Source organism: [Bacillus] caldolyticus (genome assembly GCF_003595605.1).
GTDB lineage: Bacteria > Bacillota > Bacilli > Bacillales > Anoxybacillaceae > Geobacillus > Geobacillus thermoleovorans.
Genome location: NZ_CP025074.1, coordinates 1,462,224 through 1,476,792, shown reverse-complemented (window position 1 = coordinate 1,476,792; position 14,569 = coordinate 1,462,224). Strand labels below are relative to the sequence as shown.

Genomic DNA, 14,569 nt, shown 5'->3' with positions numbered 1-14,569 from the left:
AACGGTTTCGCCGCTTGGCAGGCAGGTTTCGGAAACGGATGTGCGTTGGTTTCGCTGCAGAAGTGCTGGGCGCAAACTACCGCCGCTTTTCGCTGACAGGGGCGAGTTTGTCCTCTTGTCCGGAAGGCGGCGGTTTTATTTTGCATGGAAAGGGGGAATGGCAAGGTGAGCGGGTTTGCGGCGAAACGGCGACCGATTGCGAAATACCGGAACGGGCGCTTTGTTGAGGAAGAGGACGAGATCGCGCTCGAGTTTCCGTTGACCATAACGGTCAATGGCGAGGAGTTTGCGACGATCGTTTGCACGCCGGCGCATCTAGATGAATTGGTAATCGGATTTTTGGCTTCGGAAGGAGCCATTCGGACGTGCAGCGACATCAAAGGGATGACCATTGATGGTGAGCGGGGCTTTGCTTATGTCGAACTCGCCGCAGGCGGACTGCCGGCCAAACAGTTTTATGCCAAGCGGTTCATCGGCTCGTGCTGCGGAAAAAGCCGGCAATTTTATTTTTACAATGACATGAAGACGGCGAAAACGATCGTCGGCGGCATCACGGTGAAGGCGGATGACTGCATTCGCCTCATGAAAGCGCTGCACGAGCGGTCGACGGACTTTGCGGCGACGGGCGGTCTTCACAACGCCGCGCTCGCCACACCGGATGAGATGGTCGTGATTCGTTCTGACATCGGGCGTCACAACGCGCTCGATAAGCTGTATGGCTATTGCCTGCGTCATCAAGTTGCGATGAAAGACAAGCTCATTGTATTCAGCGGCCGCGTTTCATCGGAAGTGCTGTTAAAGGCGGCGAAAATGGGAGTGAGCGTCCTGCTCTCAAAATCGGCGCCGACGACGCTGGCCTTGGATTTGGCGGATGAACTCGGCATAACCGTCGTTGGCTTTTTGCGCGGGCAGGCGTTTAACGTGTATACGCATGAGAGTCGGATCATCATCGGGTAAAAGGGGAGGAGAGGCTGTGAAAAACCGTTGGCTCATTGCGTTATCGGCTGTCGGCATTCATATTTCGATTGGGTCTGTTTATGCGTGGAGCAATTTTACCAATCCATTAAAACAATTGTTTGGATGGTCGGACCAGGAAGTGGCGCTCACGTTCAGCATTGCGATCTTGTTTTTAGGATTGTCGGCTGCGTTCCTTGGCCATTTTGTTGAAAAGCACGGACCGCGGAAATCCGGACTATTGGCCGCCATCTTCTTTGGCCTCGGGGTGACTGGTTCTGGATTAGCTGTTGCTCTCGGTTCCAAGTATCTGCTTTATCTGTTTTATGGCGTTTTAGGTGGGATCGGGCTCGGCGTCGGGTATATTGCGCCAGTGTCAACGCTTGTCAAATGGTTTCCAGACCGGCGCGGGTTGGCTACAGGGCTGGCGATTATGGGATTCGGTTTTGCCGCAGCGATCGCGAGTCCGGTGATGAACAGTTTGATTGCCTCCGTCGGCGTCCAAAATACGTTTTTCATTTTAGGCATTACGTATTTTGTCATTATGACGTTATCTTCTCTTTATTTAGAAAAACCGCCAGAAGGATGGCTGCCGGAAGGATTTCAGGAAAAAGTGAAGGCCGGAAAAGCCAAACCTTCGCTTGATTTGGCGCAGTTGACGGCCAATGAGGCGGTTAAAACAAGACGTTTTTGGTATTTATGGTTCATGTTGTTTATTAACGTGACGTGCGGCATTGCCGTTTTAGCGGTGGCCAAACCGTTGGCGGTGGAAAGCATCGGCATCAGCCAAACGGCCGCGGCGGCATTAGTTGGCGCCATTGGGGTGTTTAACGGGTTAGGGCGCATCGGTTGGGCATCGGCTTCTGATTATATTGGGCGACCGAATACGTATACGACGTTTTTCGTTTTGCAAATCTTGATTTTCTTCCTGTTGCCGAACGTGTCCATCAAATGGCTGTTTGTTGTGATGCTGACGATTGTGTATACGTGCTACGGCGGCGGATTCGCCTGTATCCCGGCGTATATCGGCGATTTGTTCGGCACGAAGCAGCTTGGCGCCATCCATGGTTATATTTTGACCGCTTGGGCCGCGGCTGGTCTCGTCGGACCGATGTTTGCTGCGTATATTAAAGACACGACCGGTTCTTATGAAGGAAGTTTGGCCTTTTTTGGCGGATTGTTTGTCATCGCTTTCATCATCTCGTTGCTCGTGCGCATCGATATTCGCCGATTGCGCGCCCAGCATGAACAAATCGCCTATGTTTCGGCGGCTAAGGAAAGTTGAGAACGATTTCCTTCCGTCTTCCCTCGGCGTGCGGCAAGCCACGCCGGGGGTTTTTTGATATAATAAGGTGGATATGGATCATAGGCATCATGGGGGAAACGTTGAATGACAAGAGAAACAGAGCGATTTCCAGCGCGCGAGTTTCAGCGCGATTTGCTTGACTGGTTCGCCCGCGAGCGCCGCGACCTGCCGTGGCGGAAAGGCCGCGACCCATATAAAGTATGGGTGTCGGAAGTGATGCTGCAGCAAACGCGCGTCGAGACGGTCATTCCGTATTTTGAACAGTTTATCGATCGGTTTCCGACGCTGGAGGCGCTTGCTGACGCTGATGAGGACGAGGTGCTGAAGGCGTGGGAAGGGCTCGGCTATTACTCGCGCGTGCGCAATTTGCACGCGGCGGTGAAAGAAGTGAAAACGCGCTATGGCGGCAAAGTGCCGGACGATCCAGATGAATTTTCTAGGCTGAAAGGAGTCGGACCGTATACGGTCGGGGCGGTGTTGAGCCTCGCTTATGGCGTCCCGGAGCCGGCTGTTGACGGCAACGTAATGCGTGTCTTGTCGCGTCTGTTTCTCGTGACAGACGATATTGCCAAACCGTCGACGAGAAAACGATTTGAACAAATCGTCCGCGAAATTATGGCGTACGAAAACCCGGGAGCGTTTAACGAGGCGCTGATTGAGCTTGGCGCTCTTGTTTGCACACCGCGCCGCCCGTCGTGCCTTCTTTGTCCGGTGCAAGTCTACTGCCAAGCGTTCGCCGAAGGGGTGGCGGAAGAGCTGCCGGTGAAAACGAAAAAAACAGCGGTCAAACAAGTGCCGCTCGCAGTAGCGGTGCTGGCCGATGATGAAGGCCGCGTTCTCATTCGCAAGCGCGACAACACCGGTTTGCTTGCGAATTTATGGGAGTTCCCCAGCTGCGAAACGGACGGTGCAGATGGAAAAGAGAAGCTCGAGCAAATGGTTGGGGAGCAATACGGTTTGCAAGTAGAGCTTACAGAACCGATCGTTTCGTTTGAGCATGCGTTTTCCCATTTAGTCTGGCAGTTGACCGTGTTTCCCGGCCGCCTGATCAGCAGCGAGTCCACCAAGGAGCCTTTTCGGCTTGTGTCTGAAGATGAGCTTGAAGCGTACGCCTTTCCGGTGTCCCATCAACGTGTTTGGCGCGAATATAAAGAATGGGCGGGCGGAGTACGCCGCCCCGATTAATCAGGCACCGGCATCGTGCCGTGTGTATACGTTGCTTCACGGCGCCCAAGGCCGCCGCGCGCTTCGATTTCCTCGATGATTTCACGGTGAATCGTCTGCCCTTCGACGTTTAAATATGGAGCGATTTGTTGGAACGAATGATGAAAATAAGCGAGTTCGTCATCGGTCCATTCCGTTTTCGGAATCATCGACAGCTCAGTCATATCGCGGCCGACGTACATAGGCAGCCCCTCCCTCATCTATGGAATTCGGCTATATTATATGTATAAGGAGTGAAAAACATGAGCGGAAAAGTAGCAGTGGTCACCGGCAGCAGCCGCGGCATTGGCAAAGCGATCGCCTTGCGGCTGGCCAAGGAAGGATACGATATCGTGGTCAACTACGCCCGCAGCAAAACAGCTGCCGAAGAAACGGCGCGCGAAATTGAAGCGCTCGGGAGAAAAGCGCTCGTCGTCAAAGCGAACGTCGGCGACGTTGAGAAAATTCACGCCATGTTTGCCCAAATCGATGAGGTGTTCGGGCGGGTCGACGTGCTCGTGAACAACGCCGCATCCGGCGTCTTGCGCCCGGCGATGGAATTGGAAGAAACGCATTGGAACTGGACGATGAACATCAACAGCAAAGCGCTTTTGTTTTGCGCCCAGGAAGCGGCCAAAAGAATGGAGCAAGTCGGCGGCGGGAAAATTGTGAGCATCAGCTCGCTCGGGTCGATCCGCTATTTGGAAAACTATACGGCGGTCGGCGTCTCGAAGGCCGCGCTTGAAGCGCTGACCCGCTACTTGGCTGTCGAGCTGGCGCCGAAAAACATCGCCGTCAACGCCGTCTCCGGCGGGGCGGTCGATACCGATGCGCTGAAGCACTTCCCGAACCGTGAAGAGCTGCTCGCCGACGCGGCTGCGAACACGCCGGCTGGCCGCCCGGTCAAACCCGATGATATCGTCAACGCGGTTTTGTTTTTGCTCTCGGATGCAGCCGAGATGATTCGCGGGCAGACGATCATTGTCGATGGTGGAAGATCTTTACTTTTGTAACGTCAGCGGATAGAACGATCACCCCCGGGGCATAGTAAAGCACGTGGAGGTGAGAACAATGGCCAAACAACCGAACAAAACAGCAGCTGGCACAAACATTCAAGAAGTAAGACAACAAAATGCCCAATCGGCTCAAGCCGCTCAAGCTGGCCAATTTGCGACGGAATTTGCGGCTGAGACGAATGTGCAACACGTAAAACAACAAAATGCGCAAGCGGAAGCCCGCAAAGCGCAAAATGTCAATCAATAACCAACGATCATCCATGGCTGACGCCTGGCGGTTGTGACGACGGCGTATGTTGCTACAAGAGCGCAGGCGATAGGCCGAAGATGGAAGGAAAAAGCAGGGGCGGCGCGCCTCTGCTTTTTTTGTCGACAAAAGCTGTCATCTCTTTACAAGATTAGTGAAAGGGATTTGTGGGTGCGGGCGCGAAATGATGAAAGGAAATCACACGGCAAAGGGGAAGGGAGAACGGAATGGCGATGGAGCACGCATGGACGAATGTAGGCGACGAGGCGCTGTTTTTGCAACAGGAGATGGAGCGTTGCGAGGAGATCACCCGCCAGTTGGATGAACTTGAACGTGAAGCGCCGACCGCCGCCTTGCGCGAGGAAGTGCGGCAAATGAAACGGGAGGTGGAAGCCATCCGCCGCGCATTTTTAGGGCAGATGGCACCCGGTGTCTGACGGACAGGCTGCGTCCTTGAGCCAACGCGCCAGTTGCCTTTTCCTCAGTAAGGCGGCCTGCTTTTCTTTCCTTTTGCAAAAGGAACAGGGTATAATATAACGAAGAAGCTCCCATCGGAAAGTAGGGAAGAATGATGCCAGTTTACCCTCGGGAAGGGAAAATCATTCAAATCCATAGCTACAAACATAATGGGACGATTCACCGGATTTGGCAGGAAACGGTCGTATTAAAAGGGACGCCATCGTATGTGATCGGCGGCAATAACAAAACACTCGTCATGGAAGCGGACGGCCGGACGTGGGTGACGCGCGAACCGGCGATTTGTTTTTTTCATGCTAAGCATTGGTTTAACATTATCGCCATGATTCGTGAGGACGGGGTGTACTACTATTGCAATTTAAGCTCGCCGTTCGTTTGGGATGAAGAAGCGCTGAAGTACATCGATTATGATTTGGATATTAAAGTGTTTCCCGATATGACGTACATGCTGCTGGATGAAGATGAGTATGAGCGGCATCGCCGCGAAATGCACTATCCCGATGTGATCGACCGCATTTTAAAAAACAACGTTCAAAAACTGATCGGCTGGATTAAGGAGCGGAAAGGGCCGTTTGCGCCCGAGTTCATCGACAAATGGTACGGAGTGTTTCAGGCGTACCAAACGTAAATAGCGGCATGAAAAAAGCCTGTTCGGCATCGCTGGCAGGTTTTTTCTGCTTTTTTGTCGAAAGCGGCACGCATGAAGAGCTGATGGTGAGGCGGGGGATTGTCCTACGGCAGGCTGTCAGTCAAGCCATCCTCGTGCGTCCCACGGTTGGGCTGCCTTGCTAACGCTTATGCTTAAAAGCAGGGGTCTCGATTAGAGATGAGAAATAGCGACATGAAAAATCCTGTTCGCAAGTCGGCAGTTTTTCTGCTTTTTCCCGCATGCATGAGGAATGGCGACGGTCAAGCAGGAGTGATCAGTTGATTTGGAGGCAAAAATGGAATGAGACGTTAGAAATTATGATAAAAAATCTCTGTGCGCTATTTTTGCAATCTGTCCGGCGTGAAAATGGTCGTTCAAGGTGCGTGCATCTTTACAACAAATAAGGTCACGAGGGATTGTTTCATCCCCTCGTTATTTTATCACTTTTCCTTTTTCGATAATTTTAATTTTTTATAATATTATATTGTGTTAGAAAACAATACATGGCATAATTTTATTCAGAGAGCAAAAGTTTCATCAAAATCGAATGAGAGAAGGGGAGCGTGATGGGGGAAAAGATTTTATTGGAAGTTCGTGGGCTTCGGACGTCTTTCTTTACGGATGATGGGGAGATCCCGGCGGTCGATGGTGTAGATTTTTCCATTCGTGAAGGCGAAGTGCTTGGCATTGTCGGGGAATCCGGGTGTGGGAAAAGTGTGACGTCATTGTCTATTATGGGGTTGTTGCCAAAAGGAATCGGCAAGGTGGTTGGCGGTGAGATTTGGTTTAAAGGCGAGAACTTGATCGAAGCCTCGGAGCGGCGGATGAAGCAAATTCGCGGCAACGAGATCGCGATGATTTTTCAAGAGCCGATGACTTCTTTAAATCCATTGTTTACCATTGGAAACCAATTAGTCGAGGCTATTCGTTTACATACAAAAATAGGGAAAAAAGAAGCGCGAGCGCGGGCGGTGGAGATGCTCAAGCTTGTCGGGCTGCCGCGCGCTGAGCAAATGTTGGACGAATATCCGCATCAGTTGTCTGGCGGCATGCGCCAGCGCGTGATGATTGCGATGGCGATGGTGTGCCGTCCGGCGCTCTTGATCGCGGACGAGCCGACGACGGCGCTTGATGTGACCATTCAGGCGCAAATTTTAGCGCTGATGAAAGAATTGAACCAGACGTTCGGCACGGCAGTGATGATGATCACCCATGATTTAGGAGTTGTCGCTGAACTATGCGATCGCGTCATTGTCATGTACGCTGGCCAAATCGTGGAAGAAGGAAGCGTTCGGGACATTTTCCGCAATCCGAAGCATCCGTACACCGCCGGCCTGATTCGCTCGATCCCGGATATCCGCGGCAAAAAGGAGCGGCTGTATTCCATTCCCGGCCAAGTGCCAAAACCCGGAACGGTCCGCTGCGGCTGTCGGTTTGCCGCTCGGTGCGAATGGGTCGTTGACCGCTGCCGCCACGAAGATCCGCTATTGTACGAAACGAGTGAACAAGGCCATCGCGCCCGCTGTTTTTTGGCGTTAGAGAAGGAGGGGCTGGTTGATGAGCGAGCCGCTGCTCGAAGCGAAAGGGCTTAAAAAATACTTTCCCATTACCGGGGGCGTTTTTGGCAAACAAATTGGGACGGTCAAAGCGGTCGATGATGTGACATTCACCGTGTACCGCGGTGAGACGCTTGGCATTGTCGGCGAGTCGGGCTGCGGCAAGTCGACTACGGGCCGAATGCTGCTGCGGCTCATTGAGCCGACAGACGGTTCGATTCTATTTGAAGGGAAGAATGTAACCGCTTTATCAAAAGCGGAGCTGCGTCGGTTGCGGCGCGATATGCAGATGATTTTCCAAGACCCGTTCGCTTCGCTGAACCCGCGCCATACAGTCGAAAAAATTTTGGAAGAGCCGCTTATCGTCCACGGCATTGGATCAAAAGAGGAACGGAAGCGGCGAGTGCGGGAGATGCTCGAGGTGGTCGGGCTCGGTTCTTATCATGCCAAACGCTATCCCCACCAGTTCAGCGGCGGCCAGCGTCAGCGCATCGGCATCGCGCGGGCGCTGATGACTCATCCGAAGCTGATCATCGCCGATGAACCGGTTTCGGCGCTTGATGTATCGATTCAAGCGCAAGTTCTCAATTTGCTTGAAGATTTGCAAAAGCAGTTTGGGCTTACATATATTTTCATTGCCCATGATTTAGGGGTCGTTCGCCATATCAGCGACCGGGTTGGCGTCATGTATTTGGGTCGTATAGTTGAGCTGGCGGCCAGCGAGTCATTATACGAATCGCCGAAGCATCCGTATACGCAGGCGCTTTTGTCCGCTGTGCCGATTCCAGATCCTGATCATAAAACAGAACGACAGTTGCTCTCCGGCGATTTGCCAAGCCCGGCGAATCCGCCGCAAGGGTGTGCGTTCCATACGCGTTGCGCATCCTGTATGGATATTTGCCGCCAGCGGCGCCCGGAATTGCGAGAAGTGGCCAATGGACATTACGTTGCTTGCCATTTATACGAGCCAACAGGTGAGCAACGTGATGATAAACAAATGAAACACAAGGGGGAAACACGATGAGGAAAAAAACATGGTTTACGTGGCTTGCCATGATGCTGGCAGTCATGCTTGTTTTAGCTGGCTGCGGCAAGTCGAAGCAAACCGCAGGGGGTGGCAGTGACAAACCGTCGACCCAGGATACGCTGGTGTACGGGCGCGGCGGTGATTCGGTGTCGCTCGACCCGGCGACTGTGACGGATGGGGAGTCGCTGAAAGTAACGAAAAACATTTTTGATACGCTCCTTGATTACAACGACAACGATACGTCCGTCAAGCCGGCGTTGGCGACGGAATGGACGATTTCGAAGGATGGACTGACCTATACGTTTAAATTGCGCCAAGGTGTCAAGTTTCATGACGGGACAGAGTTTAACGCCGATGCAGTGGTCTTTAACTTCGAGCGTTGGGCGAACGGCAATGCAGACAAGTTTCCGTATTACGGATCGATGTTTGGCGGTTACAAGCAGGATGACAGCCATGTGATTAAAGAAGTAAAGGCGCTCGACAAGTACACGGTGCAATTTGTGCTGAAACGGCCGCAAGCTCCATTTTTGAAAAATCTCGCCATGACGCCGTTTGCCATCGCCAGCCCAGAAGCCGTGAAAAAATACGGCGACAAGTTTGGAGAACACCCAGTCGGGACCGGCCCGTTCGTTTTTAAAGAATGGAAGCGCAACGAACGGATCGTACTTGAAAAAAATAAAGACTATTGGGAAAAAGGCTATCCAAAGCTGAACCAGCTCATCTTCGTGTCCATTCCGGACAACTCGGCGCGTCTCAATGCGCTCTTAAAAGGCGAAATCGACATCATGGAAGACTTGAATCCGACGGACTTAAAACAAGTGGAAGGAAACAAAGAGTTTCAAATTTTCAAGCGCCCGTCGATGAACGTCGCCTATGTCGGACTGACGGCGACGAGAGGGCCGCTGAAAAACAAGTTGGTTCGCCAAGCGTTGAACTACGCGGTTGATAAGAAAGCGATCATCGATGCGTTTTACGCCGGCCAGGCGGAACCGGCGAAAAACCCGATGCCGCCCAGCATCCCGGGATACAACGATGCGATTCAAGACTATCCGTTTGATTTGAATAAAGCGAAAGAGCTGCTGGCGAAAGCGGGTTATCCGAATGGCTTTGAAATCGAACTGTGGGCGATGCCGGTACCGCGTCCGTATATGCCGGACGGGCAAAAAATCGCTGAGGCCATTCAAGCGAATTTTGCCAAAATCGGCGTGAAAGCGAAAATCGTGACGTATGAATGGGCGACCTATTTAGACAAGCTCGCCAAAGGGGAAGCGGACGCCTTCCTGCTCGGCTGGACGGGCGACAACGGCGACGCGGATAACTTCTTGTATGCGCTCCTTGACAAAGACAGCATTGGCAGCAACAACTACACCTATTTCTCGAATGATGAGCTGCATAAAATTTTGGTCGAAGCGCAAACGGTGAGCGATGAAAACAAACGGAACGAGCTGTATAAAAAAGCGCAAGAGATCATTAAAGAAGAAGCGCCATGGATTCCGCTCGTCCATTCAACTCCGCTGTTGGCCGGCAAGGCGAATATCCAAGGCTTTAACCCGCACCCGACCGGTTCGGATAAGTTTACGAAAGTCGAGTTTAAATAATCGACTGAGAGAGGGGAAGGAGCGCATCTTCCCCTCTTTGTTTGCCGCATGTTAAGGGAGGGAGAGTCAGGTGCTGTCGTATGCTGTGAGAAGGGTGCTGATGGTGATCCCGGTGTTGTTTGGCATGTCGCTTGTCGTCTTTTTTATGATCCGAGCCATTCCAGGCAACCCGGCGCAAGTCATTTTAGGGCAAAAAGCGACGAAAGAGGCTGTAGCGGCTTTGACCCATAAGCTTGGGTTAGATGAGCCATGGTATGTGCAGTATGTCAAATACATCGGCGGCTTGCTGCACGGTGACTTAGGCGAGTCGATCCGCACCGGCGCCCCCATCGCCGAAGAAATTTGGCCGTATTTAGCGGCGACGATCGAACTGTCGCTGGCGGCGATGCTGATTGCGGTGATCATTGGCGTGAACGCCGGCATTATTAGCGCTTGGTTTCAAAATTCATGGTTTGATTATATTGCGATGGTGTTGGCATTGATTGGTGTTTCCATGCCGATCTTTTGGCTTGGCTTAATGGAGCAGTGGCTGTTTTCGATTGAACTTGATTGGCTGCCGACGTCCGGTCGCGAGGACGTACGCAACCCTGTTGAGCCGATCACTCATCTTTATCTGATCGATACACTTCTCTCTGGGAATACCGATCAATTTTGGCAAGTTATTCAACATCTTGTCTTGCCGAGTATGGCTCTAGCGACGATCCCGATGGCGATTATTGCTCGCATGACGCGTTCGAGCATGTTGGAAGTGATGAAATCCGACTACATTCGCACCGCTCGTGCGAAAGGATTAAGCATGTTTTGGGTCGTGTACAAACATTCGTTGAAAAACGCCATTATTCCCGTGTTGACGGTCATTGGGCTGCAAACAGGACTGCTGCTTGGCGGTGCGATTTTGACGGAAACGATTTTCAGCTGGCCCGGCATCGGACGCTATATTTATGATGCAATCGGGTATCGGGATTATCCGGTGATCCAATCGGGCATTTTGATCATTGCCACCATTTTTATTTTTATTAATTTGATCGTTGATTTACTTTATGCGATCATTGATCCGCGCATTAAGTACAATTAAGGAGGGAGGGCGCCTATGGCTGAACTAGCGCGCACGCCGGCAACACCGCCGGCGGCGATTAGGGAGACGGAATCAGTTTCTTTATGGAAAGAAGCATGGCGGCGGTTTCGAAAAAATAAAATCGCCTTGGTCGGTGCTGGGATCGTTTTGTTTTTTATCCTTGTCGCCATCTTGGCGCCGTGGCTGGCACCGTATGATTATAAAGACCAACAGTTGGCCGAGCGGTTGCAGCCGCCTTCTAGCGAGCATTGGTTCGGCACCGATGATTTTGGCCGCGACATTTTTTCCCGCGTGATATATGGAGCCCGCATTTCCCTGTGGGTCGGATTTTTTTCCGTGCTCGGCTCGGTCATGGTTGGTTCGCTGCTTGGCATTATCGCCGGCTACTATGGGCGCTGGATTGATGGGGTGATTTCGCGTTTGTTTGACATTATGCTGGCGTTTCCGAGCATTTTATTGGCGATCGGCATCGTCGCTGTGCTCGGGCCGTCTTTGCAAAACGCCCTCATCGCCATCGCTGTCATTAATGTACCGAACTTTGGGCGGCTCATCCGTTCTCGCGTGCTAAGCATTAAGCAAGAAGAATACATTATGGCAGCGAAAGCGATCGGCATGAGCGACTGGCGCATTTTAATCCATCATATTTTGCCCAACAGCCTCGCGCCGATCATCGTTCAAGGGACACTGGCGATCGCCACCGCCATTATCGAAGCGGCCGCACTTGGCTTTTTAGGCTTGGGGGCGCAGCCGCCCAATCCGGAGTGGGGGAAAATGCTATCGGACGCCAAAGATTTCTTGACTCAGGCGCCGTGGACGATGATTTTCCCTGGATTGGCGATCATGCTGACAGTGCTTGGCTTTAACTTAATGGGCGACGGGCTGCGCGATGCGCTTGACCCACGGATGAAAAATTGAAGCAGGCGGTCCGCTACGAGCGGCCGCCTGCTGACTTTTCCAGCTCTTTTTCCAGCGTGTCATCGTAATGGTAATGGTGGAAACTATCGATAAGCTTGTCTAAATGTTCGAGGCGATCCCCATAATCCATGATCGTTCCGATTAAAGAAAACAACCGATAATCGCCCGGCGGCTGGCCGTCCGCATAAAAGGCGGAAGTGAGCCGCTCGCGCTGATGATGAATTTCCTCGGCCCGTCTGCTGTGAGGGAGCGGCTTTGCCTTATGGATAAATTTCAGCAACAGCTGCTCATGGTAGTCAAGCAAGCAGCCAAGGTGCAGGCAAACGGCTTGACGAAGCTCGGCGGGCAAGCGGCTGAACTCGTTTTCGAGCCGGTGTAGCCATTTTAAGACAGATAAAGCCCGATCGGCCGCTGCTATCATTTGCCGGTACAACACGAGCTTGCGAGATTTTTGGAAGCGTTGGCGCCGAAAATACGTGCGCTCTTCTTTGTACATAAAATATAGATGCTCGAGTTTGGTCATTTCTTCGTGTCGTGCTTCAATTTCTTCCTTCAAATGGTGATGGTCGGCTGCCTGCTGTTTATGCAGGCGGATCCATTTTAAAATGACCTCTGTTTCTTCGCTGATTTTTTCATATACCTTTTTTTCGTACTTGGGCGGCAAGAAAATCAAGTTGACGACAAAGGCGGCGAAAATGCCGAGCATCATCGTTAAAAAGCGAATGGCCGCAAATTCGATAAATTGGCGGTCTGTATATTCCATAATGGCAATGACTGTGACAAGCGCTACGGAAATCGTCGATGATTCAAGACGCATTTTCAGACAAATGGCGATGACGATCATCAGTGTCAAACCGACGACCAACGGATCGCGCCCAAGGATGAAAACCGCCGCGATCGCGAACAAGGCGCCGATCACATTCGCTTGCACTTGCTCGATCAGCGATAAATAGGAGCGGTAAATGGTCGGCTGCATGGCGAACACAGCGGAAATGCCGGCGAACGCCGGCGATGGAAGCTGGAAGAGCGCTGCTAAGAACAAGGCGAGCGCCACTGCGATCCCCGTTTTAAAAATGCGGGCACCGAGTTTCATCTATGATCAAAACTCTCCTTTTTGTTTTGGTGAACCATTCAGTACTATACACAGTTTCATCCTATGTGCGCAAGGAAAAAATATAACGCCCCGCCGATGAAGGCGGGGCGTTGAGAAATTTCTGGTGTTCAAAGCTGCCGGAACGCCTTGCCGACCGCGTCGATCGTGTAGGCGATGTCGTCTTCCGTATGGGCGAGGGTGATAAACCATGCTTCGTATTTCGACGGCGCGAGATTGATCCCTTGTTTGAGCATGAGCTTGAAAAATTTCGCAAACAACTCGCCGTCGCTGCGCTGGGCTTGCTTGTAGTTTTCCACTTTTTCGTCAGTGAAGAAGACGGTGAGCGCGCCTTTTAAGCGGTTGACGGTCACCGGCAGGCCGCATTGGCGAGCATGGGCCAGGATGCCTTCTTCCAGCATTGCTCCCAATCGGTCGAGATGCTCATAGACACCCTCTTGTTTCAACACTTCAAGGCAGGCGATGCCAGCGAGCATCGACGCCGGGTTGCCGGCCATCGTCCCGGCCTGGTACGCTGGTCCGAGCGGAGCGACTTGTTCCATAATGTCTTGGCGTCCACCGTACGCCCCGATCGGCAAGCCTCCGCCGATGATTTTCCCCATCGCCGTCAAGTCGGGCTCCACACCGAGCAAGTTTTGCGCTCCGCCGTACATAAAGCGGAAGGCGGTGATCACTTCGTCGTAAATGACGAGCGCCCCTTCCTTGTGGGCAATCTCATTGATCGCTTCTAAAAAGCCCGGTTTTGGCAGGACGATGCCGAAGTTGCCGACGATCGGCTCGACGAGGACCGCTGCGACTTGCTCGCCCCAAACGTTCATCGCTTCACGGAACGATTCGACATCGTTGTATGGCACGGTAATGACTTCTTGGGCGATGCTCGGCGGCACGCCGGCTGAGTCCGGCGTCCCCAACGTCGATGGCCCCGAGCCGGCGGCGACGAGCACAAGGTCCGAATGGCCATGGTAGCAGCCTTCGAATTTGACGATTTTGCTTCGTCCGGTGTAGGCGCGGGCGACGCGGATCGTGGTCATCACCGCCTCTGTTCCCGAGTTGACAAACCGCACTTTCTCGAGCGACGGGATCGCCTCTTTTAACATTTTGGCAAACGTGATCTCATGCGGCGTTGGCGTGCCGTACAACACACCGGTCTCGGCGGCGCGGCGGATGGCTTCCGCGATGTGTGGATGGGCGTGCCCGGCGATGATCGGTCCGTAGGCGGCCAAGTAGTCGATGTACTTGTTTCCATCCACATCCCAAAAGTAGGCTCCTTGCGCCCGCTCCATCACGACTGGCGCACCGCCGCCGACCGCTTTGTATGAGCGGGACGGGCTGTTCACTCCACCAACAATGTGCTGGAGCGCTTCTTCATATAATTGTTCTGATTTGGTCCACTGCATTGTTTGATCCTCCTGTTTCCGCTGACTGCCTCTTTATA

At 52.6% G+C, this 14,569-nt stretch carries 15 protein-coding genes; 12 read left to right on the top strand and 3 right to left on the bottom strand.

Annotation, left to right across the window (positions count from 1 at the left end; translation table 11 throughout):
* Positions 1 to 165 precede the first annotated feature (165 nt).
* The 3 genes from fdhD (at position 166) to mutY (ending at position 3,445) form a co-directional block, all read left to right on the top strand.
* Positions 166 to 957 carry a formate dehydrogenase accessory sulfurtransferase FdhD gene (gene fdhD / locus CWI35_RS07785; RefSeq protein ID WP_011229965.1) on the top strand — a complete coding sequence of 264 codons (792 nt, stop codon included), beginning with the start codon at positions 166 to 168 and terminating at the stop codon, positions 955 to 957.
* A gap of 16 nt (positions 958 to 973) precedes the next feature.
* Complete coding sequence (locus CWI35_RS07780) at positions 974 to 2,239, top strand: L-lactate MFS transporter (protein ID WP_014194917.1); 1,266 nt, start codon at positions 974 to 976, stop codon at positions 2,237 to 2,239.
* A 105-nt stretch (positions 2,240 to 2,344) separates the two neighbouring features.
* Positions 2,345 to 3,445, top strand: a complete 1,101-nt coding sequence (mutY, locus tag CWI35_RS07775; RefSeq protein ID WP_020279373.1) for an A/G-specific adenine glycosylase — start codon at positions 2,345 to 2,347, stop codon at positions 3,443 to 3,445.
* Here the strand turns inward: mutY and CWI35_RS07770 are convergent.
* On the bottom strand, positions 3,442 to 3,666 hold the full coding sequence (locus CWI35_RS07770; RefSeq protein WP_011229968.1) for a hypothetical protein: 225 nt from the start codon (positions 3,664 to 3,666) through the stop codon (positions 3,442 to 3,444). The genes mutY and CWI35_RS07770 overlap by 4 nt on opposite strands.
* Before the next feature lie 60 nt (positions 3,667 to 3,726).
* Here CWI35_RS07770 and fabL point away from each other — a divergent pair, with 60 nt between their 5' ends.
* The 9 genes from fabL to nikC all read left to right on the top strand — a co-directional run bounded on the left by fabL (position 3,727) and on the right by nikC (position 12,023).
* A complete protein-coding gene (fabL, locus tag CWI35_RS07765; RefSeq protein WP_011229969.1) occupies positions 3,727 to 4,476 on the top strand; it encodes an enoyl-[acyl-carrier-protein] reductase FabL in 750 nt (249 codons plus the stop codon).
* 58 nt (positions 4,477 to 4,534) lie between these two features.
* Entirely contained in the window at positions 4,535 to 4,726 is a 192-nt protein-coding gene (locus tag CWI35_RS07760; RefSeq protein ID WP_011229970.1) for a gamma-type small acid-soluble spore protein, read from the top strand.
* Positions 4,727 to 4,953: 227 nt separating this feature from the next.
* Positions 4,954 to 5,163, top strand: a complete 210-nt coding sequence (locus CWI35_RS07755) for a YgaB family protein (protein WP_011229971.1) — start codon at positions 4,954 to 4,956, stop codon at positions 5,161 to 5,163.
* A 134-nt stretch (positions 5,164 to 5,297) separates the two neighbouring features.
* Positions 5,298 to 5,831, top strand: coding sequence for a nucleoside tri-diphosphate phosphatase (gene ntdP / locus CWI35_RS07750; RefSeq protein WP_011229972.1), 534 nt, complete (start codon positions 5,298 to 5,300; stop codon positions 5,829 to 5,831).
* A gap of 587 nt (positions 5,832 to 6,418) precedes the next feature.
* The gene (locus tag CWI35_RS07745) at positions 6,419 to 7,444 is read left to right on the top strand and encodes an ABC transporter ATP-binding protein (protein WP_013146309.1); all 1,026 of its coding nucleotides are present in this window, start codon (positions 6,419 to 6,421) and stop codon (positions 7,442 to 7,444) included.
* A complete protein-coding gene (locus tag CWI35_RS07740; RefSeq protein WP_020279375.1) occupies positions 7,410 to 8,432 on the top strand; it encodes an ABC transporter ATP-binding protein in 1,023 nt (340 codons plus the stop codon). The genes CWI35_RS07745 and CWI35_RS07740 overlap by 35 nt, the downstream gene beginning before the upstream one ends.
* Entirely contained in the window at positions 8,429 to 10,033 is a 1,605-nt protein-coding gene (locus CWI35_RS07735; protein WP_013146308.1) for an ABC transporter substrate-binding protein, read from the top strand. Before CWI35_RS07740 ends, CWI35_RS07735 begins: the two co-directional genes overlap by 4 nt.
* A gap of 70 nt (positions 10,034 to 10,103) precedes the next feature.
* Entirely contained in the window at positions 10,104 to 11,108 is a 1,005-nt protein-coding gene (locus CWI35_RS07730; protein WP_014194923.1) for an ABC transporter permease, read from the top strand.
* A 15-nt stretch (positions 11,109 to 11,123) separates the two neighbouring features.
* Entirely contained in the window at positions 11,124 to 12,023 is a 900-nt protein-coding gene (gene nikC / locus CWI35_RS07725; RefSeq protein WP_011229973.1) for a nickel transporter permease, read from the top strand.
* Between the two features lie 13 nt (positions 12,024 to 12,036).
* On the opposite strand, the gene CWI35_RS07720 is transcribed toward nikC, so the two are convergent.
* Together CWI35_RS07720 and CWI35_RS07715 are read right to left on the bottom strand one after the other, a co-directional pair.
* Positions 12,037 to 13,116: an FUSC family protein gene (locus CWI35_RS07720; RefSeq protein WP_020279377.1), complete on the bottom strand. Its 1,080-nt coding sequence runs from the start codon at positions 13,114 to 13,116 to the stop codon at positions 12,037 to 12,039.
* 128 nt (positions 13,117 to 13,244) lie between these two features.
* On the bottom strand, positions 13,245 to 14,531 hold the full coding sequence (locus tag CWI35_RS07715) for a glutamate-1-semialdehyde 2,1-aminomutase (protein WP_013146305.1): 1,287 nt from the start codon (positions 14,529 to 14,531) through the stop codon (positions 13,245 to 13,247).
* Between the last annotated feature and the right edge of the window lie 38 nt (positions 14,532 to 14,569).